Origin of the sequence: Streptomyces sp. NPDC024017 (assembly GCF_040638895.1) — a bacterium.
In the GTDB taxonomy this organism is placed as follows: domain Bacteria; phylum Actinomycetota; class Actinomycetes; order Streptomycetales; family Streptomycetaceae; genus Streptomyces.
Window position 1 is genome coordinate 100114 of the sequence record NZ_JBEZYZ010000017.1, and the last position, 25733, is coordinate 125846.

General features: G+C 71.4%; 24 protein-coding genes and 1 rRNA gene. 6 read left to right on the top strand and 19 right to left on the bottom strand.

All coding sequences use genetic code 11. The features are described from left to right. Positions 1–39: 39 nt before the first annotated feature. Positions 40–825 (top strand): DUF4253 domain-containing protein, encoded by a 786-nt coding sequence (locus AB0G20_RS35560; protein WP_361309902.1) that lies wholly within the window; start codon positions 40–42, stop codon positions 823–825. Between the two features lie 9 nt (positions 826–834). Here the strand turns inward: AB0G20_RS35560 and AB0G20_RS35565 are convergent, their stop codons facing one another. From AB0G20_RS35565 to AB0G20_RS35580, 4 genes are all read right to left on the bottom strand, one after another. Further along, a complete protein-coding gene (locus AB0G20_RS35565) occupies positions 835–1668 on the bottom strand; it encodes an arylamine N-acetyltransferase (protein WP_361309904.1) in 834 nt (277 codons plus the stop codon). Between the two features lie 72 nt (positions 1669–1740). Beyond that, positions 1741–2964 carry a PLP-dependent aminotransferase family protein gene (locus AB0G20_RS35570; protein WP_361309906.1) on the bottom strand — a complete coding sequence of 408 codons (1224 nt, stop codon included), beginning with the start codon at positions 2962–2964 and terminating at the stop codon, positions 1741–1743. Between the two features lie 119 nt (positions 2965–3083). Then, positions 3084–3986, bottom strand: a complete 903-nt coding sequence (locus AB0G20_RS35575; RefSeq protein ID WP_361309909.1) for an SAM-dependent methyltransferase — start codon at positions 3984–3986, stop codon at positions 3084–3086. Between the two features lie 120 nt (positions 3987–4106). Next, on the bottom strand, positions 4107–5600 hold the full coding sequence (locus AB0G20_RS35580; RefSeq protein WP_361309912.1) for a helix-turn-helix transcriptional regulator: 1494 nt from the start codon (positions 5598–5600) through the stop codon (positions 4107–4109). 228 nt (positions 5601–5828) lie between these two features. Here AB0G20_RS35580 and AB0G20_RS35585 point away from each other — a divergent pair, with 228 nt between their 5' ends. Then, a complete protein-coding gene (locus AB0G20_RS35585; RefSeq protein WP_361309915.1) occupies positions 5829–6512 on the top strand; it encodes a DUF4232 domain-containing protein in 684 nt (227 codons plus the stop codon). Here the strand turns inward: AB0G20_RS35585 and hemB are convergent. Further along, the gene (hemB, locus tag AB0G20_RS35590) at positions 6506–7504 is read right to left on the bottom strand and encodes a porphobilinogen synthase (RefSeq protein WP_361309918.1); all 999 of its coding nucleotides are present in this window, start codon (positions 7502–7504) and stop codon (positions 6506–6508) included. The two genes, AB0G20_RS35585 and hemB, sit on opposite strands and share 7 nt — an antisense overlap. Before the next feature lie 203 nt (positions 7505–7707). On the opposite strand from hemB, the gene AB0G20_RS35595 reads away from it, so the two are divergent. After that, a complete protein-coding gene (locus AB0G20_RS35595) occupies positions 7708–9096 on the top strand; it encodes an FAD-binding oxidoreductase (protein WP_361309921.1) in 1389 nt (462 codons plus the stop codon). Positions 9097–9123: 27 nt separating this feature from the next. Here the strand turns inward: AB0G20_RS35595 and AB0G20_RS35600 are convergent, their stop codons facing one another. The 5 genes from AB0G20_RS35600 to AB0G20_RS35620 all read right to left on the bottom strand — a co-directional run bounded on the left by AB0G20_RS35600 (position 9124) and on the right by AB0G20_RS35620 (position 14902). Further along, positions 9124–10830: a bifunctional uroporphyrinogen-III C-methyltransferase/uroporphyrinogen-III synthase gene (locus AB0G20_RS35600; protein ID WP_361309924.1), complete on the bottom strand. Its 1707-nt coding sequence runs from the start codon at positions 10828–10830 to the stop codon at positions 9124–9126. Beyond that, on the bottom strand, positions 10827–11786 hold the full coding sequence (gene hemC / locus AB0G20_RS35605) for a hydroxymethylbilane synthase (RefSeq protein ID WP_361309927.1): 960 nt from the start codon (positions 11784–11786) through the stop codon (positions 10827–10829). Before hemC ends, AB0G20_RS35600 begins: the two co-directional genes overlap by 4 nt. Continuing rightward, on the bottom strand, positions 11783–13549 hold the full coding sequence (locus AB0G20_RS35610; protein WP_361309930.1) for a glutamyl-tRNA reductase: 1767 nt from the start codon (positions 13547–13549) through the stop codon (positions 11783–11785). The genes hemC and AB0G20_RS35610 overlap by 4 nt, the downstream gene beginning before the upstream one ends. Beyond that, positions 13546–14310: a redox-sensing transcriptional repressor Rex gene (locus tag AB0G20_RS35615; protein ID WP_361309933.1), complete on the bottom strand. Its 765-nt coding sequence runs from the start codon at positions 14308–14310 to the stop codon at positions 13546–13548. Before AB0G20_RS35615 ends, AB0G20_RS35610 begins: the two co-directional genes overlap by 4 nt. A 313-nt stretch (positions 14311–14623) precedes the next feature. Next, the gene (locus tag AB0G20_RS35620) at positions 14624–14902 is read right to left on the bottom strand and encodes a glutaredoxin family protein (protein WP_361309936.1); all 279 of its coding nucleotides are present in this window, start codon (positions 14900–14902) and stop codon (positions 14624–14626) included. Between the two features lie 162 nt (positions 14903–15064). Here AB0G20_RS35620 and AB0G20_RS35625 point away from each other — a divergent pair, with 162 nt between their 5' ends. The 3 genes from AB0G20_RS35625 to AB0G20_RS35635 all read left to right on the top strand — a co-directional run bounded on the left by AB0G20_RS35625 (position 15065) and on the right by AB0G20_RS35635 (position 18577). Further along, positions 15065–15982, top strand: a complete 918-nt coding sequence (locus tag AB0G20_RS35625) for an HAD-IB family hydrolase (protein WP_361309939.1) — start codon at positions 15065–15067, stop codon at positions 15980–15982. A 349-nt stretch (positions 15983–16331) separates the two neighbouring features. Next, positions 16332–17102, top strand: a complete 771-nt coding sequence (locus tag AB0G20_RS35630; RefSeq protein WP_030840376.1) for an ECF subfamily RNA polymerase sigma factor, BldN family — start codon at positions 16332–16334, stop codon at positions 17100–17102. A 236-nt stretch (positions 17103–17338) separates the two neighbouring features. Then, positions 17339–18577: a DUF5667 domain-containing protein gene (locus AB0G20_RS35635; protein ID WP_361309941.1), complete on the top strand. Its 1239-nt coding sequence runs from the start codon at positions 17339–17341 to the stop codon at positions 18575–18577. A gap of 78 nt (positions 18578–18655) precedes the next feature. On the opposite strand, the gene AB0G20_RS35640 is transcribed toward AB0G20_RS35635, so the two are convergent. The 9 genes from AB0G20_RS35640 to rrf all read right to left on the bottom strand — a co-directional run. Further along, entirely contained in the window at positions 18656–19711 is a 1056-nt protein-coding gene (locus tag AB0G20_RS35640; protein ID WP_361309944.1) for a lysophospholipid acyltransferase family protein, read from the bottom strand. A 14-nt stretch (positions 19712–19725) separates the two neighbouring features. Further along, positions 19726–20787: an NAD-dependent epimerase/dehydratase family protein gene (locus tag AB0G20_RS35645; protein WP_361309947.1), complete on the bottom strand. Its 1062-nt coding sequence runs from the start codon at positions 20785–20787 to the stop codon at positions 19726–19728. Between the two features lie 221 nt (positions 20788–21008). Continuing rightward, complete coding sequence (locus AB0G20_RS35650; RefSeq protein ID WP_003948845.1) at positions 21009–21107, bottom strand: AURKAIP1/COX24 domain-containing protein; 99 nt, start codon at positions 21105–21107, stop codon at positions 21009–21011. Positions 21108–21262: 155 nt separating this feature from the next. Then, the gene (locus tag AB0G20_RS35655; RefSeq protein WP_004984898.1) at positions 21263–21475 is read right to left on the bottom strand and encodes a helix-turn-helix domain-containing protein; all 213 of its coding nucleotides are present in this window, start codon (positions 21473–21475) and stop codon (positions 21263–21265) included. Between the two features lie 129 nt (positions 21476–21604). Then, complete coding sequence (locus tag AB0G20_RS35660; protein ID WP_361309950.1) at positions 21605–22420, bottom strand: phosphatase; 816 nt, start codon at positions 22418–22420, stop codon at positions 21605–21607. Positions 22421–22511: 91 nt separating this feature from the next. Then, complete coding sequence (locus AB0G20_RS35665) at positions 22512–23684, bottom strand: acetoin utilization protein AcuC (RefSeq protein WP_361309953.1); 1173 nt, start codon at positions 23682–23684, stop codon at positions 22512–22514. Continuing rightward, positions 23635–24855: an MFS transporter gene (locus AB0G20_RS35670; RefSeq protein WP_361309955.1), complete on the bottom strand. Its 1221-nt coding sequence runs from the start codon at positions 24853–24855 to the stop codon at positions 23635–23637. Before AB0G20_RS35670 ends, AB0G20_RS35665 begins: the two co-directional genes overlap by 50 nt. 88 nt (positions 24856–24943) lie before the next feature. After that, entirely contained in the window at positions 24944–25588 is a 645-nt protein-coding gene (locus AB0G20_RS35675) for an HAD family hydrolase (RefSeq protein WP_361309957.1), read from the bottom strand. Between the two features lie 62 nt (positions 25589–25650). Further along, a 5S ribosomal RNA gene (rrf, locus tag AB0G20_RS35680) occupies positions 25651–25733 on the bottom strand; the annotation flags it as partial.

The following is a 25733-nucleotide window of genomic DNA, read 5'->3' on the forward strand; positions in this document are numbered from 1 at the left end:
CGGGGCGGATTGTCAGTGCGCGGCTCTACAGTCACCACCATGGCGACTCTTCCCAACCTCCTGCCGAAGCTGGCGGCAGACCCGAGCGGCGGCTCGCTCGGCCTCCGACTCCCCGCCGGGACGCTCCTCGACACCACCGACGAAGGACCCTGGCACGAGCCGTTGCTGTGGTGCGCCGGCGAACGGGCCGTCCCGGGCGGCTGGACGGCGCTGGAGCCGGCCCGTCGTGCGGGCCTCCTGCCGGTCGTCCTCGAGACGGGCGACGGCCACGGCGGCCCGGAGCGCTGGGAGTTGATGCCGGGCGTGGTGTCCTACCCCGGGGACCACGACGCCGAGGAGGTCCTGGCGGAGTACTGGGAAGAGCACGCCGCGCAGGGCGAAGCCTGGCCCGGCCCGGCCGATGCCGCCCCCGGGGCCCAGGACCCGGACACCGTGGCCGCCGGCACCGCGGACGCCCTGCTCGACGACGGCGGCCCCCTCAAGGACCCCCGTCTCGCCCTCGTCCCGGCCCGTCGCAGCGCGGACATCCCGACGGCGATCGGCTGGACGGGCCCGGCGAACCACGAGGGCGACACGGCCCGGCTCAGCGCGGTGCTCCGCTCCTGGGAGGACCGCTTCGGCATACGCCTCATAGCCCTCGGCTTCGACCACCTGCTGGTGTCCGTGGCCACCCCGCCCACCACCCCGGCCGCCGCGGAAGCCGTCGCCGCCGAGCACTTCGCGTTCTGCCCGGACAACATTTGGCAGGGCGCCGATCCGACGCTGCGGGCCTACGCCGAGCACCAGGTCCTCGACCAGCCGGTCTGGCACTTCTGGTGGGACTGACGCGGCCCGTCAGCCGGTCAGCAGCGTCATCCCCTCCGGCGCGGTGATGCCGAACTCCTCCTCCAGGAGCCGCCGCGCCTCCGCCTCACCGGTCACCTCCCGCTCGGTGACCGTCCCGTCAGAACGGGTCTCCGCGAGGAGCCGGCCGTCCAGCAGGAGGTGCCGGGTGGCGCTGATGTGCTGGACGTAGAGGCGCCGGCTGAACGGCGAGCGCGGGTTGGTCGCGATGTGCCAGTTGATGACGTCGAAGTCGGGCTTCTCGAAGGGCTCCAGGGTGAAGGTGTACTGGCCACTCCAGTCGTCCTTCGCCAGGTCGTGGGCCTGCAGCAGCCACATCTCCAGCGGTCCGTCGTGCGGCACGTGCACCAGGCGGTGCCGCCGTCCGGCCCCGGCGAACTCGACGTCCGCGACCAGCGGCACCGGCTCCAGCAGCGCGCCGATCGCCCCGAAGCCGACGTCCGCGAGGTACGGCCGCGGTTCGCCGGGGACCTCGGCCAGCAACGCCATGTGGGTGCGCGGCCGGCTCGCGATGCTGTCGGCGCCGACGACCACCCGCGCGGCCAGCAGGGTCACCCGGAAGCCCAGCGCCTCCAGCGCGCTGGCGAACAGCGTGTTGTGCTCGTAGCAGTAGCCGCCGCGCCGGCTGTGGACCAGCTTGGCCATGAGGTCGGCCGGGTCGAGGGAGGGAGCCCTGCCGCGCAGTGCGTCGAGATTCTCGAACGGGAGGGCCCGCATGTGCGCCAGATGCACACCGCGCAGCGTGGACGGGTCGGCCCGCCGCTCCCCCTCCCACCCGATCCGCCGGAGATACACGTCGAGGTCGAACGGTATGGAGTCGAGCATGGCGTCACCGTAATCACACCCGGCCCACCCCGTCCGCGGCCCACAGGCGGAAATGCCGCTCCGCCGTTGGTCCTAGGCCCCCGGCGTACGGGCCCGAAGCCCGTTGCCCAGCCGCCGCAGTCCTTCCTCGATCTCCTCCGGCGTCTGCGTCACGAAGCACAGCCGCAGGGTCGTCCGGTCGGGCGGGCCGGCGTAGAAGGGAGCGCCGGGGACGTACGCCACGTCGTGCCGCACCACCTGCGGCAGCAGGGCCGTCGTGTCGTACGGCTCGGGCAGACGCACCCAGAGGAACATGCCGCCCTCGGGCCGGTTCCAGACCGACCCCTCGGGCAGCGCCCCTTCGAGCCCGGAGAGCATGGCGTCGCGGCGTTCGCGGTACACGCCGGCGACGCGGGCGACATGGGCGTCGAGGTCGTTGTCGGCGAGGTAGCGGGCCGCGGCGAGCTGGTTGACGGTCGGGGTGTGCAGGTCGGCGGCCTGCTTGGCGACGGCACAGGCGCGCCGCAGCTCTCCGGGCGCCCGTAGCCAGCCCAGCCGGAGACCGGGTGCCATCACCTTGGAGAAGCTGCCGAGCAGGACCGTACGGTCCTCGGCGCCCGCGAGGGAGGCGATCCACGGCATGCGTTCACCGTCGTACCGCAGCTCCCCGTAGGGGTCGTCCTCGATGATCCACAGCCCGCGCCGGGCGGCGACGGCGGCCACGGCGGCGCGCCGCCCGGCCGTCAGCGTCCGGCCGGTGGGGTTCTGGAAGGTGGGCACGGTGTAGAGCAGCTTGGGCCGCTCACGGACGACGAGTTCCTCCAGTGCCTCGGGATCGACGCCGTGCTCGTCTCCGGGCACGGCCACGATCCGCGCTCCGGCGAAGCCGAAGGCCTGAAGTGCCGCCAGGTAGCAGGGGTTCTCGACGAGGACGGTGTCCCCGGGTTCGAGGAGGGCGGTGGCCAGGAGGGAGAGGGCCTGCTGGGAGCCGGTGGTGACGAGCAGGCCGTCGGGATCGGTCGGCAGGCCGCGCGCGGTGTTACGGGCGGCGAGCGCGTCCCGCAGCGCGGGTTCGCCCTCGGTCGTGGAGTACTGCAGCGCCCGCGCGGGCGCCTCGGCGAGCACGGCCTCGTACGCGGCGGCGATGCCCCGGCCGTCGAACAGCTCCGGTGCCGGGAGCCCGCCCGCGAAGTTGATCACCTCGGGGCGGGCGGTGACGGCGAGGATGTCCCGTACGGGAGAGCCGCCGACGGACCGGGCCCGCGCGGCCAGGGGCGGCACGGGAGAGCGGGTGGGCAGGGGCTCGGCGACGGTCATGACACGGCTCCTTGGGCTGCGGTGACGCCTGGTGCCCCGCAGCCTAAGGAAGTACGTGCCGTCTACAAGCAGGTTTCCGGGATCCGGACGCCCCGCCGATCATGCCGCGGAACCTTGGCTCACGCCTTGGCACCGATCGCCGCGTACACGTTGATGTCCGCGTCCGTCACGTCGTTGATGTCGCGGTAGCGCACCTTCTCGATCTCCTCCAGCCCGGCGAGGAAGGACTCCTCCGGCTGCTCGGGTACGGGAGCGGCGTGGTCGGGCCGCCAGCGGTGCGCGGGGACGACCCCCGGGTCGGCGATCTCCACCCGGTTCTCCGTGAAGAACCGCTCGACGTCGGCCCGGGAGCGCAGCACGAAGGTGAACCCGCGCTCGGTGTACGTCCGCTGGACCGCGCGGATGTTCTCGGGGTTGAGGTCCTCGGTGAGGTGGCTCAGCACCAGCCGGCTGCCGGCGGGCAGTTCGTCGAGCAGTTCGCTCACCAGCGGATACGCCTCCTCGTCCGCGACGAAGTGCAGGATCGCGACCAGGCAGAGCGCGACCGGCCGGTCGAAGTCCAGGGTCTTGGCGGCCTGTTCGAGGATGCGGGCCGGGTCCCGCAGATCGGCGTCGATGTAGTCCGTGCGCCCCTCGGGGCCGCTGGTCAGCAGCGCGCGTGCGTGCGTGAGCACCACGGGGTCGTTGTCGACGTACACGACCCGCGACTCGGGCGCGATGCGCTGCGCGATCTGGTGCACGTTCTCGGCGGTGGGCAGGCCGGTCCCGATGTCGAGGAACTGCCGGATGCCGTCCTGCTCCACGAGCGTGGTCACCGCGCGCCGGAGGAAGTCGCGGTTGTGCCGTACGTCGAGGTACCCGCGCGGGTTGGCGGCCAGCGCGGCGGCGGCCGCGTTCCGGTCGGCGGCGTAGTGGTCCTTGCCGCCGAGGAAGACGTCGTAGACCCGGGCCGGGTGCGCCTTGCTGCTGTCGATCCTCCTCTGCAGCTCGGCGGGATCCTGGCTGAGGGCGTCACCGGACATGGACGTCTCCCTGAAAGCAGGTGGTTCAAACAGCAACCACTACGACGGTCAACAACCTAACGGTTCAACGGATTTGATGGTGCCCGTGCGGAACGGCCACCACGGAGCACGCCCCCGGGACTACTCCGTCGTCCCCTCCTCGACCCACTTCTCGCCGCCCAGCGGGAACTCGTACGCCGGACGCCCGTTGTTGCCGCTCGTACGGAAGGGCCGGCCGTGGTCGTCCACGGTCAGCGTGCCCGTCCGGTTGCCGCTGGACCAGCGCAGTTCCAGATACCAGCTGACGTCGTATGCGGAGGCGTCGGCCCGGATGTAGTACACCTCGGGATCGGACTCGCTCACCTTGAACGGGAAGGCGGCGTGCCCCGCCTCCGGCACGACGCCGGGGCGGGCCGCATCGAGGGCGACCGTGAAGAAGCGGGTGGGCACCCCACCGCCGCAGCCGACACCCGGATACCCCATGGCGTAGTCGTTCCAGGCGAGCGGCGCACGCTTCCCGGCCATACGGACCGTCAGTCCCTTGACGACCACGGTCTCCTTCCCCGTCCCCTGCACGGTCAGCTTCAGGAACTGCTCCCCCGACGGCACGGCCCCCGTCGCCGCCACCCAGCCGGGCGCGTCCTGTTCCAGCGGCGGCGGCCCGACCCGCCCCGGCGGCAGATCGATCAGATAGCGCTGGGAGCACGGGCTCTCCCAGGCGTGCGGTTCCGTGTCCACGGCGAGAGGCGCGGAGGCGGGGGCGGTTCCACGCCCAGGGCGGTCGTCGCCGGTGCCGCTACCCGTGCCGGTGGCGGTGCCGTTGCCGTTGCCGTTGCCGTTGCCGGGCGAAGCTGAACTGGGGGACGCGGAGGCAGGCCCCTCCCCCGTGCCCTTGTCTTTCCCCTTGTCCTTGTCTCCGCCGGCCGCGGAAGACGAACTGGCCGGGGGTGACACGGAAGCCGCCCTGCCCGCCTCCTGCCCGCCACCACCGCCGGAAGCCGCCGCGCCGCGCCGCCCCTCGTCGTCCGTCCCGCCGGAGGGAACAGCCACGGCGAGACCGACCCCACCGAGGACCACGGCCACGGCGACACCGGCGAGGAGAGCGCGGCGGGGACGCCGACCGGTGCGCTCCTCCGGCGCGGGCGCGTCGGCATCCGCGGGTCCGGCCTCCGGCGCAGGAACGCCGGCACCCACGGATTCGGCCTCCGGCGCGAGAACGTCGGCCCCCGGAGCGGTCACCTCCGGTGTGGTCACCTCTGGCGCGGTCACCTCCGGAGAGCTCACCTCCGGAGAGCTCACCTCCGAGGAAGCCACCTCCGGGGAGGCCGCCTCGGAAGGGCCACCCCCCGTTCCCCCACCCCCCGCGCCGCCACTCCCCTTGCGCACCCGCCCCGCATCCGCCAGCACCCACCACCGGTGCAGCTCGACGAGTTCCTCCGGCGACGCCTTGCACAGCCGGGCGAGCCGCTCCACCGGCGCGTAGTCGGTCGGCACGGCATCCCCGTTGCAGTACCGGTGCAGCGTCGACGTACTCATGTGGAGCCGCTTGGCGAGCACCCCGTAGCTCAGCCCCGAGCGCTCCTTCAACTCCCCCAGCAGCGCGGCGAAATGCGCCGCGGCCGTGTCTTCCGACACCGTTCCTCCATGCCCCGTGTCCCGTTCCCCCGTTCCAGGGAATGACTGTTCTCCCTGGTCAAAGCAGGTGCGGGCGTTCCAACGTCCCTGATCGTCCGCCGGGTCTGGCGGCCGGGACGGACCACCGCACAAGCTCTGGTCATCCAAGCACGCCGCTCCCGGCCCACCGGCAGCGCGACCCGCCTGGGCCTGCTTCCCAACCGCCTTTGTCCGAAAGGAAACGCAGTCATGCGCAAGTACCACGCCCTCCCCGTAGTCCTCCTGGCCGCCCTCACTCTGACTGCCTGTCAGGGCGGCACGGGCACGAAGGACGAAGGCGCGGCGCACCCCGAGCCCGCCTCGGCGACCGTCACGGCGACGCACCCGGCCGAGGACGGCGGCAGCGGGAAGGCAACGAGCGGCGCGAGGGGTACGCAGGGCACGAGCGGCGGGACGGGCCCGCAGGCCACGAAGGGCAGCAAGGCCGCGAAGGGCACCACGGCCACCCGCGTCTCCTGCAACGGCTCCAACACCACCGTCACCGCCCGGCCGGTCACCCGCCCCCTCAACCACATGCTGCTCACGGTCAAGAACACCGGCTCGAAGATGTGCGACCTCACCTACTACCCGGTGCTGCGCTTCGACGAGATGCAGTGGGCCCCGCAGCCGGTCGAGGACTCCAAGCCGCAGGCGGTGACGACGCTGGCCCCCGGCGAGTCCGGCTACGCGGGTGTCTCGCTGTCGGCGGCCGACGGCAGCGGCGAAGGGGGCACCACCGGCCGCAAGCTCACGGTCGGTTTCCAGGGCCGCACGCCGAACAGCGACGGCGGCCCCTCGGCGCTCCCCACCCTGCCGGCCAAGGGCGTGTACTACGACAGCACCCTGACGGTCACCTACTGGCTGCGCGACATGGACGACGCGCTGAGCTACTGATCCTTGAGCTTCTGGGCCACTTCGGTGGCCCAGTAGGTGAGGATGCTCCGGGCGCCGGCCCTGCGGATGCCGGTCAGGGCCTCCATGATCGCCCGGTCCCGGTCGATCCAGCCCTTCTCGGCGGCGGCCTCGATCATCGAGTACTCGCCGGAGATCTGATAGGCGGCGACGGGCACGTCCACGGCGTCCGCGACCCGGGCGAGGATGTCCAGGTAGGGACCGGCCGGCTTGACCATCACCATGTCGGCGCCCTCCTCCAGGTCGAGGGCGAGCTCGCGCAGCGACTCACGCACATTCGCGGGATCCTGCTGGTAGGTCTTCCGGTCCCCTTGCAGGGACGAGCCGACGGCCTCCCGGAACGGCCCGTAGAACGCGGAGGCGTACTTCACGGTGTAGGCGAGGATGGCGACGTCCTCCCGCCCGATCTGGTCGAGGGCGTCGCGGACGACCCCGACCTGCCCGTCCATCATCCCGCTGGGCCCGACGACATGGGCGCCGGCATCGGCCTGCACCTGGGCCATCTCGGCGTACCGCTCCAGGGTCGCGTCGTTGTCGACCCGCCCCTGCGCGTCGAGGACGCCGCAGTGCCCGTGGTCGGTGGTCTCGTCGAGGCACAGGTCGGACATGACGAGCAGATCGTCGCCGACCTCGGCCCGCACGTCCCGGAGAGCGACCTGGAGGATCCCGTCCGGATCGGTCCCCGGCGTGCCGAGCGCGTCCTTCTTCGACTCCTCCGGCACGCCGAAGAGCATGATCCCGGAGATCCCCGCGGCGACCGCCTCCGCGGCGGCCTTCTTCAGACTGTCCCGGGTGTGCTGCACGACCCCCGGCATGGCGGCGATCGGCACGGGCTCGCTGACGCCCTCCCGCACGAAGGCCGGGAGGATGAGATCGGCGGGGTGCAGCCGGGTCTCGGCAACCATCCGACGCATGACGGGGTTGCTCCGCAAACGCCGCGGCCGGGAACCGGGGAAAGATCCGTACGTCGACATGGCCTCTACGCTACGCCCGCCCGAAACCCCCCGATACCGACGCACTGTCGGCGCACAGCGGCCCCGCCGGGCCGCGCCCACCCACAATGCGCCCGCCACCCCCCAGGTCCATCCTGAGAACAGCAAGGACATGCACAAGGACCCCGACGGCCCGCCCCCTTCGCCGCCGCCGTCCCTCCGTACCCGCCCCCACGGAGGACGCGATGACCGCCCCCCACCACACGCCCGACCTCTTCGCCCTCTCAGAGATGAACGGCCCCGTCCTGCGTCCCGGCGATCCCGCCTACGCCGACGAAGTCACCGGCTTCAACCTGGCCGCCCTCCACACCCCGGACGTGGTGGTGGGCGCCACCGGCCCGGACGACGTCGTCACCGCCATGCGCTGGGCGAACGCCACCCGGACCCCCGTCGCCGTTCAGGCCACCGGCCACGGCGCCAACTTCCCCATCGAGCAGGGCCTTCTGATCAGCACGGCCCGCATGACGGACGTGCAGGTGGACCCCACCACCCGCACCGCCAGGATCGCCGCGGGCGCGAAGTGGAGCCACGTCATGGCCGCGGCCGCCCCGCACGGCCTGGCCGGTCTCTGCGGCACCTCCACGGACGCGGGCGTCATCGGCTACGTCCTCGGCGGCGGACTGCCGGTCCTCGGCCGTGCCTACGGCTACGCCGCCGACCTGGTCCGCTCCTTCGAGGTCGTCACCCCGGACGGCCACCTGCGCGAGTCGGACCCCCGGCACGAACCGGAACTGTTCTGGGCCCTGCGCGGCGGCAAGGGCAACGTGGGCGTGGTGACCTCGCTGATCACCGAACTGCTCCCCCTCCCCCGCGTCTACGGCGGCGGCATCTACTGCCATGCCGAGCACACGGAGGCCCTGATGCACGCCTGGAGGGACTGGACCCACACCGTCCCGGACGAGATGTGCAGCATGTTCTCGGTCCTGCGCCTGCCGCCCATCCCGCAGATCCCGGAGCCCCTGCGCGGCGGTTTCTGGGCCAGGGTCGCGATCGCCTGGCCGGGCGACCCGGCCGAGGGCGAGGCACTGATCGCCCCGATCCGGGAAGCCGCGCCGGTGGCCGTCGACCTGGTCGAGGAGATGGACTACGCGGCGCTGGACCGCATCCACATGGAACCGCAGGACCCGCTCCCGGCACGGGAGTGCTGCCTGCTCCTGCGCGACCTGCCCCCCGACGCCGTCGGCACGTTCCTGGAACAGGTCGGCCCCTCGGTCGGCGCCGACCACCCCCTGCTGGTCGCCTCGCTGCGCCACATGGGCGGCGCGCTGGCCCGCCCGGCCCCCGTCGAGGACGCCGTCTGCTCCCGCGACGCCCGCTACTTCATGGAGTCGGTCGGCATCATGCCCGCCCCACCCGTGGCCGAGGCCGTCGAACAGGCGACCCGCCGCCTCTACACGGCCATGGCCCCCTACGGCACGGGCCGCACCATGGTCAACATCCACGGCACCCCCGGCGACGAACAGGACCGCGCCCGCGCCTGGACCCCCGAGGTCTACGCACGCCTACGCCACGACAAGGCCACCTACGACCCGGCAAACCTGCTCCGCTACGGCCACGCGGTGACACCCGCGTAGCCGCAGCAGGAAGAAGTCGCCCGGACCTCAGGTCGTCGAACGCCGCCGCCGAGCCCCGGGACGCCGCTCGCTCGGCCGCGTCACGGGATCCCCGGCCTCCACAGCCGCCGCCCGGCGCTTCGCGCCGAAGTCGGCCAGGGCCTCCGCCAGCTTGTGCACGGACGGCTCGGGAGCCATCACGTCCACCCGGAGCCCGTGCTCCTCGGCGGTCTTCGCCGTGGCCGGGCCGATGCACGCGATCACGGTGACGTTGTGCGGCTTGCCGGCGATGCCGACCAGGTTCCGCACCGTGGAGGACGACGTGAACAGCACGGCGTCGAAGCCACCGCCCTTGATCGCCTCGCGCGTCTCCGCCGGCGGCGGCGAGGCCCGCACGGTCCGGTAGGCCGTGACGTCGTCGACCTCCCAGCCGAGCTCGATCAGTCCGGCGACCAGCGTCTCCGTGGCGATGTCGGCACGCGGCAGGAAGACTCTGTCGATCGGGTCGAAGACCGGGTCGTAGGGCGGCCAGTCCTCCAGCAGCCCTGCGGCCGACTGCTCACCGCTCGGCACCAGGTCCGGCTTCACGCCGAACGCGATCAGCGCCTTCGCCGTCTGCTCGCCGACGGCCGCGACCTTGATGCCCGCGAAGGCACGCGCGTCGAGCCCGTACTCCTCGAACTTCTCCCGCACGGCCTTGACCGCGTTCACCGAGGTGAAGGCGATCCACTCGTAGCGGCCCGTGACGAGCCCCTTGACCGCGCGCTCCATCTGCTGGGGCGTGCGCGGCGGCTCGACGGCGATCGTCGGCACCTCGTGCGGCACGGCCCCGTACGACCGCAACTGGTCGGAGAGCGACGCCGCCTGCTCCTTGGTCCGCGGCACGAGCACCTTCCAGCCGAACAGCGGCTTGGACTCGAACCACGCGAGCTGGTCGCGCTGGGCGGCGGCGGAACGCTCACCGACCACGGCTATCACCGGCCGGCCGCCCTCGGGCGAGGGCAGCACCTTGAGCTGCTTCAGCGTCTGCGCGATCGTGCCGAGCGTGGCGGTCCAGGTGCGCTGCCGGGTGGTGGTGCCGGCGACGGTGACCGTCATCGGGGTGTCCGGCTTGCGCCCGGCGGAGACGAGCTCGCCGGCCGCCGCGGCGACGGAGTCGAGCGTCGTGGAGACGACGACCGTGCCGTCCGACGCCCCGACCTCCGTCCAGCAGCGGTCCGACGCCGTCCGCGCGTCCACGAACCGCACGTCCGCGCCCTGCGCGTCCCGCAGCGGCACACCGGCGTACGCGGGCACACCGACGGCGCTCGCGATGCCGGGGACGACCTCGAAGGGCACCCCGGCGGCGGCGCACGCCAGCATCTCCTCGGCGGCGTACGTGTCGAGGCCCGGGTCCCCGGACACGGCACGCACGACCCGCCTGCCGCCCCGCGCGGCCTCCATGACAAGATGTGCGGCATCCCGCACCGGGGGGACGGCCGCGGTGGTTGACGTGCCGTCAACTACCGTCAGCTGGGGCGCTCCTGTGCCCGGAGCCGGATCCTGGGAAGGATCCGTGTCCGTGTGCACTTCGGAGACGCCCTGCCTGGCGTGCTGACGTACGACGTCGAGCACCTCGTGCTCGGCGACGAGGACGTCAGCGTTCGCCAGTGCCTCCACGGCGCGCAGAGTCAGCAGTCCCGGATCTCCGGGTCCGGCACCCAGGAAGGTGACGTGCCCGTGTTCAGGACCGGCGGAAAGGGTGGTGGGGCTCAATGTGCTCGCTCCCCCATCAGACCGGCCGCGCCCTGGGCGAGCATCTCGGCCGCGAGTTCGCGACCGAGCGCCATTGCCCCGTCGTGCGTCTCGGGCACGGGACCGGTGGTGGACAGCTGCACCATGCGCGTGCCGTCGGTGGTCCCGACGACCGCGCGCAGGCGCATTTCCTTGACAATCTGCCCGTCGGCCAGCAGGTCGGCCAGCGCACCCACAGGTGCGCTGCAACCGGCCTCCAGGGCGGCGAGCAGTGATCGCTCTGCCGTCACGGCGATCCGCGTGAACGGGTCGTCGAGCTCGGCGAGCGTGGCGACGAGGTCCGCGTTGCCCGCGGTGCACTCGATCGCCAGGGCCCCCTGGCCGGGGGCGGGCAAAACCGTGTCGACCGACAGGAAGTCGGTCACTTCGTCACCGCGGCCGATGCGGTTCAGTCCGGCGGCGGCCAGCACGACGGCGTCGAGTTCGCCGCTGCGCACGAATCCGATCCGGGTGTCGACGTTGCCGCGGATCGGGACCGTCACTATGTCCAGGCCGTGGCTGCGCGCGTACGCGTTGAGCTGCGCCATGCGGCGCGGCGAACCCGTACCGATGCGGGCCCCGGAGGGCAGGTCGGTGAACTTCAGCGCGTCCCGGGCGACGATCACGTCCCGCGGGTCCTCGCGCACCGGCACGGCGGCCACGACCAGTTCGTCGGGCTGCGTGGTCGGCAGGTCCTTCAGCGAGTGCACCGCGAAGTCGACCTCGCCCTTGAGCAGTGCGTCGCGCAGGGCGGTCACGAACACGCCGGTGCCGCCGATCTGGGCGAGCTGCTCGCGCGAGGTGTCGCCGTACGTGGTGATCTCGACGAGCTCCACGGGCCGCCCGGTCACCTGGCTCACGGCTTCCGCCACCTGCCCGGACTGGGCCATGGCGAGCCTGCTGCGCCGGGTGCCGAGCCTCAGCGTCTTGTCGGTCATGCCGGCCCTCGGTCTTTCTCGGTGGTGCTGTCCTCGGCCCGGGAGACGGCGGCCACCGTCTCGGGGTCGAGGTCGAACAGGGTCCGCAGCGCGTCCGCGTACCCGGCGCCGCCGGGTTCGGCCGCGAGTTGCTTGACCCGCACGGTCGGCGCGTGGAGCAGTTTGTCGACCACGCGCCGCACGGTCTGGGTGATCTCCGCTCGGTGTTTGTCGTCGAGACCGGGCAGCCGCCCGTCCAGCCGGGCGATCTCGCCGGCCACGACGTCGGCGGCCATGGTGCGCAGGGCGACCACGGTCGGTGTGATGTGCGCGGCCCGCAGGGCTGCCCCGAAGGCCGCGACCTCGTCGGAGACGATACGCCGGACCTGGTCCACATCGGCAGCCATCGGAGCGCCCGCGGAAGCCTCCGCCAGCGACTCGATGTCCACCAGCCGCACCCCGGACAGCCGGTGCACGGCCGCGTCGATGTCGCGCGGCATCGCGAGGTCGAGCAGGAAGAGCACGGGCTCGGGCCGCTGCGGCTCCTCGACCGGCTCGGGCCGGCGCCGCTCGGGGATCCGGCCGACGGTGGCGACGGTCGCGGCGAGCGCGGCGATGGCCTCGGTGTCCGCGGCCGGGTCGAGCGTGCCGGCCGTTCCCGGCCGGGCCGAACCGCCCGCCGCACGCTGGGCGCCGCCCACCGTGCCCTTGTCCACCCACGCCGCGTGCTGCTCCAGCTCGGCGGCGGCCATCCCGGCCACGGCCGCCTCGCCCAGCACGGAGAATCCGGCGGTGCCCTGCACCGAGGACAGCTCCAGCGGGCAGCCGTCCTCGCTGCCGAGGCTGGTGCCCGACGGACCACTGCGCTGCGCCCCGGCCGTACGGGCGGAGTCGCCGCCCGGCGCCGACGGTCCGTCCTCGCCGGGCACCGCCGACGGCGGAGTACGGCCCTCGATCGCCTCGGCGACCGACTCGGCCGTCAGGACCAGGCCCGTCGCGCCGGTGCAGGAGACGGTGACGTCGGCACGTGTCAGCTCGGCCGGCACCGACTCCATCGGTACCGCGCGGGCCGCCACGTCCGTGTCGTCGCCCTCCATGAGGATCTGGGCGAGGCGCTCGGCGCGGTCGAAGGTGCGGTTGGCCACGACGATCTCGGTGACACCGGCCCGCGCGAGCGTGGCGGCGGCCAGGGAGGACATCGACCCGGCCCCGATGACCAGGGCCTTCTTGCCCCGCGCCCATTGCTGTACGTCCCCGCCCCGGGCCAGCTGCTCCAGGCCGAAGGTGACCAGGGACTGGCCGGCGCGGTCGATGCCGGTCTCGGAGTGGGCGCGCTTGCCGACCCTGAGGGCCTGCTGGAACAGGTCGTTCAGGAGGCGGCCGGCGGAGTGCAGTTCCTGGGCCCGGGCCAGCGAGTCCTTGATCTGGCCGAGGATCTGCCCCTCGCCGACGACCATGGAGTCCAGTCCGCAGGCCACCGAGAACAGGTGGTGGACGGCCCGGTCCTCGTAGTGCACGTAGAGATAGGGAGTGAGCTCCTCCAGGCCGACCCCGCTGTGCTGGGCGAGCAGCGTGGACAGCTCGGCGACACCGGCGTGGAACTTGTCGACGTCGGCGTAGAGCTCGATGCGGTTGCAGGTGGCGAGCACCGCGGCCTCGGTGGCCGGTTCGGCGGCGACCGTGTCCTGGAGCAGCTTGATCTGCGCGTCCGCGTTCAGCGAGGCCCGCTCCAGCACGCTGACCGGGGCGCTGCGGTGGCTGAGTCCGACGACGAGGAGGCTCATGCCGGCATCACGGCGGGCATGTCCCCGTCGGGCCCCTGGTCGGTGGACTCGCTGCGGGCGGCGGCGGCCGGGACGCCCCCGTCGGAGGCGGCGGCCTCCTCGCCGGCCTTGCGCTGCTCGTGGAAGGCGAGGATCTGCAGCTCGATGGAGAGGTCGACCTTGCGCACGTCGACGCCGTCCGGGACGGACAGCACGGTCGGCGCGAAGTTCAGGATGGAGGTGACACCGGCGGCCACGAGCCGGTCGCAGACCGCCTGGGCGGCACCGGCGGGGGTGGCGATGACGCCGATGGACACGCCGTTGTCCTGGATGATCTTCTCCAGGTCGTCGGAGTGCTGCACCGGGATACCGGCGACGGGCTTGCCGGCCATGGCCGGGTCGGCGTCGATGAGCGCGGCGACCCGGAAGCCACGGGAGGCGAAACCGCCGTAGTTGGCGAGGGCGGCGCCGAGGTTACCGATACCGACGATCACAACCGGCCAGTCCTGGGTGAGCCCCAGTTCGCGGGAGATCTGGTACACGAGATACTCGACGTCGTAGCCGACACCCCTGGTCCCGTACGACCCGAGGTAGGAGAAGTCCTTGCGCAGCTTCGCGGAGTTGACCCCCGCCGCGGCCGCGAGCTCCTCGGAGGAGACCGTGGGAACCGAGCGCTCCGACAGCGCGGTCAGAGCGCGGAGGTACAGCGGAAGCCGGGCGACGGTGGCCTCGGGAATCCCTCGGCTGCGGGTCGCCGGTCGGTGAGTTCGGCCAGTTGCCACGGTGCTCCTGCGGGTAGAGCGGGGCTGTAGGCGGTCATACGTCCCTACATGACCGCCCCGTCGAAAGCAGGCTATGTCTTTGTGAACGCGTGCACAAAGATGGTGTCCGATTTGCCCGGCCAACGTGACCGGGGTCACGCGCCCCCGGCGCATACGCAGGGAACCGGCGCATTCGCACGACCGTTCCTTGTCTTCTGGGGGCAAAACCGCACACTCTCCTCAGTGAATCCCGCCCCCGAGACCAAGCCGCCATCGATCCTAAGCGACCCGGCGGCCGCTTTGGACTGCTCGGTCAGTCGCTCACCGGGCGGGATCAGTCGGTCAGCGCCTTGCGCAGGCGGTCCTCGTTCACGCGCCAGAACGTGTGCTGCCTGCCGTCCACCAGCACGACCGGGATCTGCTCCCAGTACTGGTCGTGCAGTTCCCGATCCTCGGTGATGTCCTTCTGCTCCCAGGGGACTCCGAGATCACCGCACACCTTCTCCACAACGAGCTGTGCGTCATCACACAGATGACAGCCGGGCTTGCGGATCAGGGTGACGAGCCGGTCCCGAGGGGGCCTGCGGCGGAAGAGGGGACTCATGTCGGCCATTGTCCCGCGCCCGCGGACAAGCGGAACCCTCGCGAAAGAGCCAGGGGACACGCCGACCGCGTTCGTCCCGCGCGGCATCTTTAACGACACGCTTGCCGAGAGTTCACAGGCTCCCAACCTCTCGACTCCGGAACCCCCGAACAAACTGGCTATGCTCACGCCATGGCCGCTCTAGGATGGCTCACTCCCCGTAGGCGCTCCGCCACGGCGCGGAGCGTTTTGGCAGGCGAGGCCTCGGCGGAGGCAGCCCGCAAGTCCACGCAGGAAGCCGCCGGCACGACCGAGGAACCGCAGTTCCCGGTGCACGGCGACGACCGGGCCGCCGCCTTCTTCGACCTGGACAACACCGTCATGCAGGGCGCCGCGATCTTCCACTTCGGGCGGGGCCTGTACAAGCGGAAGTTCTTCGAGACGCGCGACCTCGCGAAGTTCGCCTGGCAGCAGGCGTGGTTCCGGCTCGCCGGGGTCGAGGATCCCGAGCACATGCAGGAGGCCCGCGAGTCGGCCCTGTCGATCGTCCAGGGCCACCGCGTCGCCGAACTCCAGTCGATCGGCGAGGAGATCTACGACGAGTACATGGCCGAGCGCATCTGGCCCGGTACCCGCGCCCTCGCCCAGGCCCACCTGGACGCGGGCCAGAAGGTCTGGCTGGTGACGGCCGCCCCCGTCGAGATCGCCACGGTCATCGCCCGCCGCCTCGGCCTGACCGGCGCCCTCGGCACGGTCGCCGAGTCCGTCGACGGCGTCTACACCGGCAAACTCGTCGGCGAACCGCTGCACGGCCCCGCGAAGGCCGAGGCCGTCCGCGCCCTGGCCGCCGCCGAGGGCCTGGACCTCGGCCGGTGCGCCGCCTACAGCGACTCGCACAACGACATCCCGATGCTGTCGCTGGTCGGCCACCCCTACGCCATCAACCCGGACAGCAAGCTGCGCAAGCACGCCCGCCAGCTGGACTGGCGCCTGCGCGACTACCGCACGGGCCGCAAGGCCGCCAAGGTCGGCATCCCGGCCGCGGCGGGCGTCGGCGCGGTCGCCGGCGGCACGGCGGCCGCCATCGCCCTGCACCGCCGGCGCCGCTGACCATCTGATCAAACCGGGACACCATCGTTTACGGGATGACAAACCCCGTAAATCCAACTGGCGTACCCCCACAACCTCGTGTCCAGTCCTCTTGGCTGCACACGGCCACAACACGCCCTGGACTCAGCCGCAATCCGAAGCTTTCCGATCAACAACCGTTCACTCTGCGGCACTTGATCCGGCGTCAATCGGTTACGGAAGCGACGTAATCGATGATTTGAGCAACTCGGTGTAGCAGCGCCTGCACGAAGCGTTATTCTCCTCAGACGCAATCCGGTACCCCTCCGTCGCTACGACGGGTGAAAGGTCCCGCACTGCTCGTGATGGAAGCTCTGCCTCTGGGAGTCCCGTGTACCCACACGTCGGGGTTGACGCCTCGGGCCTGGCTACGCTGCGCGCAACGGTCCAAGACCTGTTGCGCGGCTTCGTCCCCACCGCGTACGCCGTCCCCGCATTCGCCACCGCCGCGCCCGTCGGCCCGTGCTACGCACTGGCCGACGGCAGCGCTGCGGTCGGCAGACGAGGCCGCCCGTCCGGGGCGGCCACCGCGCGCCGGCCGGCCGCGGACAGCGACAGCGCCCGGATGATGGACCTCGTGGAGCGCGCCCAGGCCGGCGAGTCCGACGCCTTCGGACGCCTCTACGACCAGTACAGCGACACCGTCTACCGGTACATCTATTACCGAGTCGGAGGAAAGGCGACCGCCGAGGACCTCACCAGCGAGACCTTTCTGCGTGCCCTGCGCCGCATCGGCACCTTCACCTGGCAGGGCCGTGACTTCGGCGCCTGGCTCGTCACCATCGCCCGCAACCTCGTCGCGGACCACTTCAAGTCCAGCCGCTTCCGCCTCGAGGTCACCACCGGCGAGATGCTCGACGCCAACGAGGTCGAGCGCTCCCCCGAGGACTCCGTCCTGGAGTCCCTCTCCAACGCCGCCCTGCTCGACGCGGTGCGGCGACTCAACCCCCAGCAGCAGGAGTGCGTGACGCTCCGCTTCCTCCAGGGCCTCTCCGTCGCCGAGACCGCCCGTGTCATGGGCAAGAACGAGGGCGCCATCAAGACCCTCCAGTACCGGGCCGTCCGCACCCTCGCCCGGCTCCTCCCGGAAGACGCCCGCTGACCGCCCGGCACGCAGGGCGACATCCAACTCACGGTCCGTGAAAGTCCGTTGACTTCGGCATCCGATCAGCCGACGTCCGTAACCCAAGTGCCGCGCCACTCGTTGTGCGGGATGCAGGCTCCCTGTGGTCACCCCCTGGCCGACTCCGATCACTCGATCGTGTGGTCGTGGTCAGGGTGTGCAACCCTCAGGACCCCCTGGGGAGTCGACCGTCATGACGAGAGGAGGTGCCGCCAGTGATCGCGAACGTATCGGCGCACCGGCGGGCGAACGCCTTCGCCCAGGCCCTGGAGGAGCAGTCCGAGCAGGGCACGGCGGCCGAGCAGCCCGAAGGATCGGCACCGGCCCCGGCAGTCGCGGAACCGAGCGAACAGGCCCGCCATCTGGCGCTCGCCTCGGGTCTCGACGCGTTGCCCAAGCCGGAGCTCGACCCGGAGGTCAAGGTCGTTCAGCGGGCCCAGCTGGTGGCCGCTTTCGAGGCCATGCTGCAGGAGGGCACCGCGGGCGGCGGGGCGACGGACAGTGCGGTCCCCGAGCAGCGATCCCGGGCTCGCGGCGCACACCGCGCGAGTTCACTGAAGAAGTTCCGGCCGCGTTCCCGGCTCGCCAAGGGCCTCACCGCGGGCGGACTCAGTGTCGGGGTGGCCGCGAGCGCCTTCGGCGGTGTCTCCGCCGCCAGCTCGGACGCCCTGCCGGGTGATTCGCTCTACGGCCTCAAGCGCGGCATCGAGGACGTCACGCTCGGCCTCGCCGACGGGTCGGACGAGCGCGGCCGGGTCTACCTCGACCACGCCTCCACCCGGCTCAGCGAAGCCCGCCGCCTGATGGAGCGCGGCCGCAGCGGCCCCCTGGACCACGAGTCCCTCGGCGAGATCCGTCGTGCCCTGTCCGGCATGCGGCACGACGCGTCGGAGGGCCACCGGCTGCTGAGCGAGGCGTACGAGCGCGACCCGGACTCGCTGGGCCCCATCCAGGCCCTGTCCGCGTTCTCCCGCTCCCACCGCGAGGCCTGGGGCGAACTGCGCGAGCGACTGCCCGTCCAGCTCGGGGACGTCAGCGAGCAGGTGTCGTCGGTGTTCGACGCCATAGACGAGGACGTCGCCCCGCTGCGGTCCCTGCTGCCCGAGCCCCCGGCCACGAGCGGCGGCGACGGCAAGCGGCAGGGCGCCTCCGAGTCGGCCCCCAGCGGCTCCTCGGGCACCGACCGCTCGACCCGCCCCAGCGACAGCGGCGGCAGGCACAGCGACGAGCGCAGCAGCGGCAGCCCCAGCCGCTCGGCCGGCTCCGGCAGCGACAGCGACGGCCTGCTCGGCGGCAACACCGGCGGCCTGCTCGACCCGCCGAAGGACAGCGAGGCGAGCACCTCTCCGTCGGCAGAGGGCAACACACCCGTCCCCGAGCCGGATGTGACACTCCCGCCGCTCCTGCCCGGTCTGCTGCCCGGGCTGGGCATCGACAGCGAGGACGCGGACTAGACCGCGACAGTGGGGGCGCCCCTCGGCCGAGGGGCGCCCCCATCGTCGTACGCCGGCGGCCTCAGCAGCCCACCGACCTCAGAAGAACACCGACCGCCGCTGCACCAGCAGCTTGTACAGCGTGTGCTGGATCTGCTCCCTGACCTGGTCGGTCAGGTTGAACATCAGCATCGGGTCCTCCGCCGCCTCCGGCGGATAGCCGTCCGTAGGGATGGGCTCGCCGAACTGGATCGTCCACTTGGTCGGCAGCGGAATCGCCCCCAGCGGCCCGAGCCACGGGAACGTCGGCGTGATCGGGAAGTACGGGAAGCCCAGCAGCCGCGCGACCGTCTTGGCGTTGCCGATCATCGGGTAGATCTCCTCCGCCCCGACGATCGAGCAGGGCACGATCGGCGTCCCCGCGCGCAGAGCCGTCGAGACGAAACCGCCGCGGCCGAAGCGCTGCAGCTTGTAGCGGTCCGCGAAGGGCTTGCCGAGGCCCTTGAAGCCCTCCGGCATCACCCCGACCAGTTCGCCCTGCTCCAGCAGCCGGGACGCGTCCTCGGCGCACGCCAGGGTGTGACCCAGCTTGCGGGCCAGCTCGTTGACCACCGGCAGCATGAACACCAGATCCGCGGCGAGGAGCCGCAGATGCCGGCCCGCCGGGTGGTTGTCGTGCACGGCGACCTGCATCATCAGGCCGTCCATCGGCAGCGTGCCGGAGTGGTTGGCGACGATCAGGGCGCCGCCCTCGGACGGGATGTTCTCGATGCCCTTCACCTCGACCCGGAAGTACGTGTCGTACAGCGGGCGCAGCAGGGACATCAGGACCTGGTCGGTGAGCTCCTCGTCGTAGCCGAAGTCGTCGACCTCGTAGTCCCCGGTGAGGCGGCGGCGCAGGAAGGCCAGGCCGCCCGCGATCCGCCGTTCCAGCCCGCCCTCGCCGTCCCGGGAAGGCTCCGGCGGCTGTTCATCGGAAGTCACAGGAACATCATCCTGCGGAACAGCCCTGGTGGGCAGGGGCTGCACCTCACGGACCGGCACGGACTCCGCGCCCGGGCGGCGGTTCCCGGCGCTCCGGCGCCGCTGGGGACGCTGCACGGCGCTCCCCCGGGATCGGTCGTCGTCGAACGGAATGACCTTGGCGTCCGCCATCGTTGATGCGCTCCTCAGTTGGCGCTCTGCGTCGGGAGGTGTCCGCCGCCCGCGAGGGGCAGGTCGGCGATCCGGTCGACGGCCCCCGCAAGGGCCTCCGGCGGAAGAAGTCCGGGGCCCTTGCTGCGGGCGAAGTCCGCGAACGTCTCCGCGGTCGTGTACTTGGGCTGGAATCCCAGCGTCTCGCGCATCTGGCCCGTGGCCACCACCCGTCCGTGCGTGAGCAGCCGGATCTGCTCGGGCGAGAAGTCCGTCATGCCCAGCGTACGCACCAGCGAGCCCGCCCAGGTGACGGCCGGGAGCAGCAGGGGCACGGTGGGGCGACCGAGGCGCCGCGAGCACTGGGAGAGCAGCAGCACACCGTCGCCGGCGATGTTGAAGGTGCCGCTGTTGAGCGTGCCCCGCCGGGGTTCGTGCGAGCCGATCCGCAGCACCTCGATCACGTCGTCCTCGTGCACGAACTGCAGCCGCGGGTCGTAGCCGAACACGGTCGGCAGCACCGGCAGCGCGAAGTACGAGGCGAGCGGGGTGTCCGCGGTCGGGCCCAGGATGTTGGCGAACCGCAGCACGCACACGGCCACATCGGGCCGGCGGCGTGCGAAGCCGCGGACATAGCCCTCGACCTCGACGGTGTCCTTGGCGAAGCCGCCGCTGGGCAGGGACTTGGGCGGGGTCGTCTCGGTGAACACGGCCGGGTCGCGGGGCGCGGAGCCGTAGACGTTCGTGCTGGACTTCACGACCAGCCGCTGCACGGACGGGGACTTCTGGCAGGCACCGAGCAACTGCATGGTGCCGATGACGTTGGTCTCCTTCAGGGAGGCCCGGTTGCCGCTGCCCAGCGGCGTGCCCGTCACGTCCAGGTGGACGATCGTGTCGGCGCCCGTCTCGGCGAGCACCCGCGCGATTCCGGGCTGCCGGATGTCGGCCTGGATGAAGTCCGCACCGCCCAGATGGTGCTCGGGCGGCACCGCGTCCACGGCGACGACCCGGTCCACATCGGGGTCCCGCTGGATCCGCCTGACGAACCGGCCCCCCAGCTGGCGGGCCACTCCGGTCACGAGCACGACCTTGCCCAAGATCAGCGCCTTCCTTCCAGAAACCTCGTGCCCCCGCCGCGTTCCCCCGTGGGGCCAACTTAGCGGGTTGTCGTTGCGCTGTGATGACCGCCCGATGCGCGAAGTGACTGAAGCAGCCGGGGTGACTGAAGCAGCCGGGCGCAGGAGCGGAAATGCGTGTGGCCCCCCACCGGTTGGGTGGGGGGCCACAACAACGCTCTCGCGGCGTGCGCGTCGCGAACTTACTTCTTGTTGCGACGCTGAACGCGCGTGCGCTTGAGCAGCTTGCGGTGCTTCTTCTTCGCCATCCGCTTGCGCCGCTTCTTGATAACAGAGCCCACGACTACCCTCGCTCACTTCTCATCACTCGGTGTTTGGGCGCCATGGGCCCATACGACCTACGAGGGGCCAGCCTACCCGTCCGAGCGCTGAGGTCGTAATCGAGGAGGCCGGGGGGATCCCGAAGTGCCCTGGAGGGATCGCCCCGGCCCTGCCGTCAGGCGGTTTCCACCCCCACGTAACTCTCGCGGAGGTACTCGTGAACCGCTTGCTCCGGGACGCGGAATGACCGCCCCACACGGATCGCGGGCAGATGACCGCTGTGCACCAGCCGGTACACGGTCATCTTCGACACTCGCATCACCGAGGCGACTTCCGCCACGGTAAGGAACTGAACCTCGTTCAGAGGCCTCTCGCCAGCTGCAGCCATGACACACCTGAACCTTCCGCACTCGACGGCCACCGGCTTCCCCTTCCGGTGACTCTTCGTCGCTGCGTGCTCACTCCCCAATGTAGGGGCCAGTGATGCGAGTGGGGAAGAGGTGCAGCCATCGGCGACCTACTGTGACAGACACGCCCGATTGAGTACGTAGCGGGTAAGCGGCAGGTAGTAATCAGATCGCACGCCGTCATCAAGTGGAACGACGACGGACACGGACCCCTCGGCCTCCCCCACGAACAGCGCCGGGTCGTCCGTATCGGCCGGCCCGATGGCCTCGAACCCCAGCTGACCTGCTCCGCAGACCCACCCGTGGTCCCCGATCACCAGCTCGGGAAGGGGCCCGCCGGCCTCAGCGCAAGCGGCCAGTACGGTACGAACCGGGAGCGGTGAGTGCGTATGTGCGCCGGGCTCACAACCGGGGCGTTCCGCGCCCAGGGTCCGCACCAGCGCGACTCCTCGTACGTAGTCGAGGTTGTACGTGCGTAGACCGAACCGGGTCGTTATGTCGACACGACGACCCTGCGCGGGGGTGAGAACGGCACATCCCGCCGCCGACAGCGCGTCTGCCAGAGCGCCGTAGAAACCGAGCAGCCGGTGCGGATGCCCGGTGCCGAGAAGCACGGGAGCACCACGCCGGGCGGCCTCGGCGAGGCGTTCCGCGAAGGCGTCCAACGCCGCCAGGGTCCGCTCCGGATCGATCACGTCCTGGCCGGAAACATGCCGGGAATCGGCCGAAACACCACACCGGTCCGCCATCAGCTCGATCAACTCCCGCTGCCTCCAGGCACCTTCGGGATCGATACCGAGCAGCACCCGAGGGTCCCGGGCGGCGAAGAGCCGGTAACTGCGCAGGCTCTCCTCCCGCGAGGTCGCCACGGTCCCGGCGAGCCGCGCGCCCACCAGGTGCGCACGCAGGGCTTCGGTGGTCAGCACAGAAAGATCGTGCGTGACCGGGACTCCACCTGTCCCGGAAACCCGCGAACACCGCACGGTCGGCCCAGGGCCTACGCCCGGCGGCACCCCCTCACGCCAGCAGGCCCCGCAGCGGGAACACCGCCCGCCGGGCCGCCAGCACCGCCTGGTCCAGCCGGTCCGCGGGGTCGTAGCCCTCCTCCCAGCCGGACCAGGCGACGGGCCAGCGCCCGTCCGTCATCCGGGCCGGGGCCAACTGCCGCGTCCTCGCGAACACTTCCTGCCGCCAGCTCTCGGGGATCATCGCCTCGGGCTCCACGGCCCGGCCCGCCGCGATCGCGACCAGATGCGTCCACGAGCGCGGCACGACATCCACCACGGCATAACCGCCCCCGCCCAGGGCCACCCACCGTCCGTCGGCGTACTCGTGCGCCAGATCGTGACAGGCCACCTGCACCGCCCGCTGCGCGTCCAGCGACACCGCCAGATGCGCCAGCGGATCCTCGAAGTGCGTGTCGGCCCCGTGCTGCGTCACCAGCACCTGCGGCCGGAAGTCGGCGATCAGCTCCGGCACCACCGCGTGGAAGGCCCGCAGCCACCCCGCGTCCCCCGTCCCGGCCGGCAGCGCCACGTTCACCGCCGACCCCTGCGCGGAGTCCGCCCCGGTCTCCTCCGGCCACCCGGTCTGCGGGAACAGCGTCCGGGGATGCTCGTGCAGCGAGATCGTCAGCACCCGCGGGTCCTCCCAGAACGCCGCCTGGACCCCGTCCCCGTGATGCACGTCCACGTCGATGTACGCGACCCGCTCCGCCCCGAGCTCCAGCAGCCGCGCGATGGCCAGCGAGGCGTCGTTGTAGATGCAGAACCCCGACGCACCGCCCGGCATCGCATGGTGCAGCCCGCCCGCGAAGTTCACCGCGTGCAGCGCCTCACCGCGCCACACCGCCTCCGCCGCCCCCACCGACTGCCCGGCGATCAGCGACGACACCTCGTGCATCCCGGCGAACGCCGGATCATCCATCGTCCCCAGCCCGTACGACTGGTCCGCCGCCGCCGGATCCGCCGACGCAGCCTTCACCGCCCCGATGTAGTCCTGACGGTGGACGAGCCGCAGCGTCGACTCCCCGGCCGCCTTCGCGGCGACGACCTCCACCTCACGGTCCAGCCCGAAGGCATCGACCAGTCTCCGGGTCAGGGCGAGCCGGACCGGGTCCATCGGATGCCCCGGACCGAAGTCATAGCCCGTTACTGCCTCGTCCCACATCAGCTGTGCGCGGCCGCTCATGCCCGCCACCGTATCGGTCCGGTTGAGCAGCGAACGACCGGGCGTACACGAGCGTCACCAGCACCAACACCATCGGCACGAGCATGGCCCCGCGGTAGCTCCACAGATCCCCGAGCGCCCCGACCAACGGCGAACCGATCAAGAACCCCACGTAGTTGAAGACATTCAGCCGCGCGACGGCCGCATCCGAAGCCCCCGGGAACAGCCTCCCGGCCGCCGCGAACGTCTGCGGCACCAGCACACACAACCCCAGCCCCACCAGAGTGAACCCCAGCATCCCGACCCACGCCCCGGGCGCCCCGGCCACCACGGCGAACCCACCCGCCGCCACCAGCGCGCCGACCCGCACCACCGCGACCGCCCCGAACCTCCGCACCCCGAGGTCCCCGATCGCCCGCCCCAGCAGCGTGGTGACCATGTACACGTTGTACGGCACCGTCGCCAGCTGCTCCGAGCTCCCCAGCACGTCCTGCAGGTACTTGGCGCTCCAGTTGGAGACCGTCGAGTCCCCGATGTACGCGACCGTCATCACCAGACACAACGGCAACAGCCACTTGAAGACGACGGCTTGGCCCTCCTCCGCCGTCTTCTCCACCTCGGCCGCCGCATCGCCGCGATCGTCGACGTACCACCGGCTCCCCACCAGCACGGCCGGCAGCAGCACCAGCACGACCGGCAGATACGACACCCACAGCGCCAGATGCCAGTGCGCCCCCACCCACGCCAGCGAGGCCCCGACGATCCCGCCCAGGCTGTAGGCCGCGTGGAAGCTGAGCATGATGCTGCGCCCGTACGACCGCTGCAGGCTCACCCCGAGCATGTTCATCGACGCGTCCAGCACACCGACGGCGAGCCCGAACGCCGCGAGCGCGACTCCGAGCTCCACCATCCGCTCCCCGGCCCCGACCCCGAGCAGCGCCAGCAGCACCACGGGCTGGGACCACCGCAGCATCCGGCTCGGCGGCACCCGCTTCACCAGCCGCTCGGTGGTCACGCTCCCGACCCCGGCGAGGATCGGCACGGCGGCCAGAAACGCGGGCAGCAGCGCGTCGGAGACCCCGTACCGGTTCTGGATGGCCGGGATCCTCGTCACGAGCAGAGCAAAGGCGACACCCTGCACCAGGAAGCTGAACGCCAATGAGCCCCTGCCGCGCCGCAGCACATCTGTCATGGCGGCGAGCGTAGGGCCCCGGCTTACCCGTGGGTAGATACAGCCAAAGGTGAATTTCCCTCAGCTTCGACGGAGCCTCGGGTGCGGCTCACACCAGCAGGTCGGCCAGCTCCCCCATGTCGGAGAAGAGCCGGCCGGCCCCCGCCAGCTTCTCCGCCGGTGTCATGGCGGTGAACCCGTAGACGTCCATCCCCGCCGCGACGGCCGCCTGCACGCCCAGGGGACTGTCCTCGACGACGACGCACCGCTGCGGCGCGACCCCCATCCGCTCGGCCGCGTACAGGAAGAGATCGGGGGCCGGCTTCCCCCGCCCGACGTCCTGCGAACTGAAGATCCGCCCCTCGTCGAACCACCGGTCGAGCCCGGTCGTGCGATGCCCCACGCGAATCCGCTCATGGCTCCCGGAGGAGGCCACGCAGTACGGCACCCCGTCCGCGGCCAGCTTCTCCAGGACTCCGGAGGCCCCGGCCACGGCCAGCAGTTCCTGCTCGAACGCGGCGAACACCCGTGCGTGGAAGACGTCGTCGAAGTTCGCCGGCAACCGCTGCCCTGTGCGCACGAGGACCAGTTCGTGAATCCGGTGCATCGCCGATCCCATGTAGTCCCGAATGGACTCCTCATAGGAGGTGGGGTGGCCCAGCTCGGTGAGATACGCCGCGAGCAGCCGGTTGGAGATGGGCTCACTGTCCACGAGCACACCATCATTGTCGAAGATCACGAGGTCATAGCGCATGCCTTCGAGCCTAAACGCAGAAAACCCCCGCATCCGAAGATGCGGGGGTTTTCTCAACAATTGTTCGGCGGCGTCCTACTCTCCCACAGGGTCCCCCCTGCAGTACCATCGGCGCTGTAAGGCTTAGCTTCCGGGTTCGGAATGT

Bases quoted from the DNA above. Each gene is read 5' to 3' on its own strand.
- AB0G20_RS35560 (WP_361309902.1), top strand. From the start codon at position 40: ATGGCGACTCTTCCCAACCTCCTGCCGAAGCTGGCGGCAGACCCGAGC.
- AB0G20_RS35565 (WP_361309904.1), bottom strand. From the start codon at position 1,668: ATGCTCGACTCCATACCGTTCGACCTCGACGTGTATCTCCGGCGGATC.
- AB0G20_RS35570 (WP_361309906.1), bottom strand. From the start codon at position 2,964: ATGACCGTCGCCGAGCCCCTGCCCACCCGCTCTCCCGTGCCGCCCCTG.
- AB0G20_RS35575 (WP_361309909.1), bottom strand. From the start codon at position 3,986: ATGTCCGGTGACGCCCTCAGCCAGGATCCCGCCGAGCTGCAGAGGAGG.
- AB0G20_RS35585 (WP_361309915.1), top strand. From the start codon at position 5,829: ATGCGCAAGTACCACGCCCTCCCCGTAGTCCTCCTGGCCGCCCTCACT.
- hemB (WP_361309918.1), bottom strand. From the start codon at position 7,504: ATGTCGACGTACGGATCTTTCCCCGGTTCCCGGCCGCGGCGTTTGCGG.
- AB0G20_RS35595 (WP_361309921.1), top strand. From the start codon at position 7,708: ATGACCGCCCCCCACCACACGCCCGACCTCTTCGCCCTCTCAGAGATG.
- hemC (WP_361309927.1), bottom strand. From the start codon at position 11,786: ATGACCGACAAGACGCTGAGGCTCGGCACCCGGCGCAGCAGGCTCGCC.
- AB0G20_RS35610 (WP_361309930.1), bottom strand. From the start codon at position 13,549: ATGAGCCTCCTCGTCGTCGGACTCAGCCACCGCAGCGCCCCGGTCAGC.
- AB0G20_RS35620 (WP_361309936.1), bottom strand. From the start codon at position 14,902: ATGGCCGACATGAGTCCCCTCTTCCGCCGCAGGCCCCCTCGGGACCGG.
- AB0G20_RS35625 (WP_361309939.1), top strand. From the start codon at position 15,065: ATGGCCGCTCTAGGATGGCTCACTCCCCGTAGGCGCTCCGCCACGGCG.
- AB0G20_RS35640 (WP_361309944.1), bottom strand. From the start codon at position 19,711: ATGGCGGACGCCAAGGTCATTCCGTTCGACGACGACCGATCCCGGGGG.
- AB0G20_RS35655 (WP_004984898.1), bottom strand. From the start codon at position 21,475: ATGGCTGCAGCTGGCGAGAGGCCTCTGAACGAGGTTCAGTTCCTTACC.
- AB0G20_RS35665 (WP_361309953.1), bottom strand. From the start codon at position 23,684: ATGAGCGGCCGCGCACAGCTGATGTGGGACGAGGCAGTAACGGGCTAT.
- AB0G20_RS35670 (WP_361309955.1), bottom strand. From the start codon at position 24,855: ATGACAGATGTGCTGCGGCGCGGCAGGGGCTCATTGGCGTTCAGCTTC.
- AB0G20_RS35675 (WP_361309957.1), bottom strand. From the start codon at position 25,588: ATGCGCTATGACCTCGTGATCTTCGACAATGATGGTGTGCTCGTGGAC.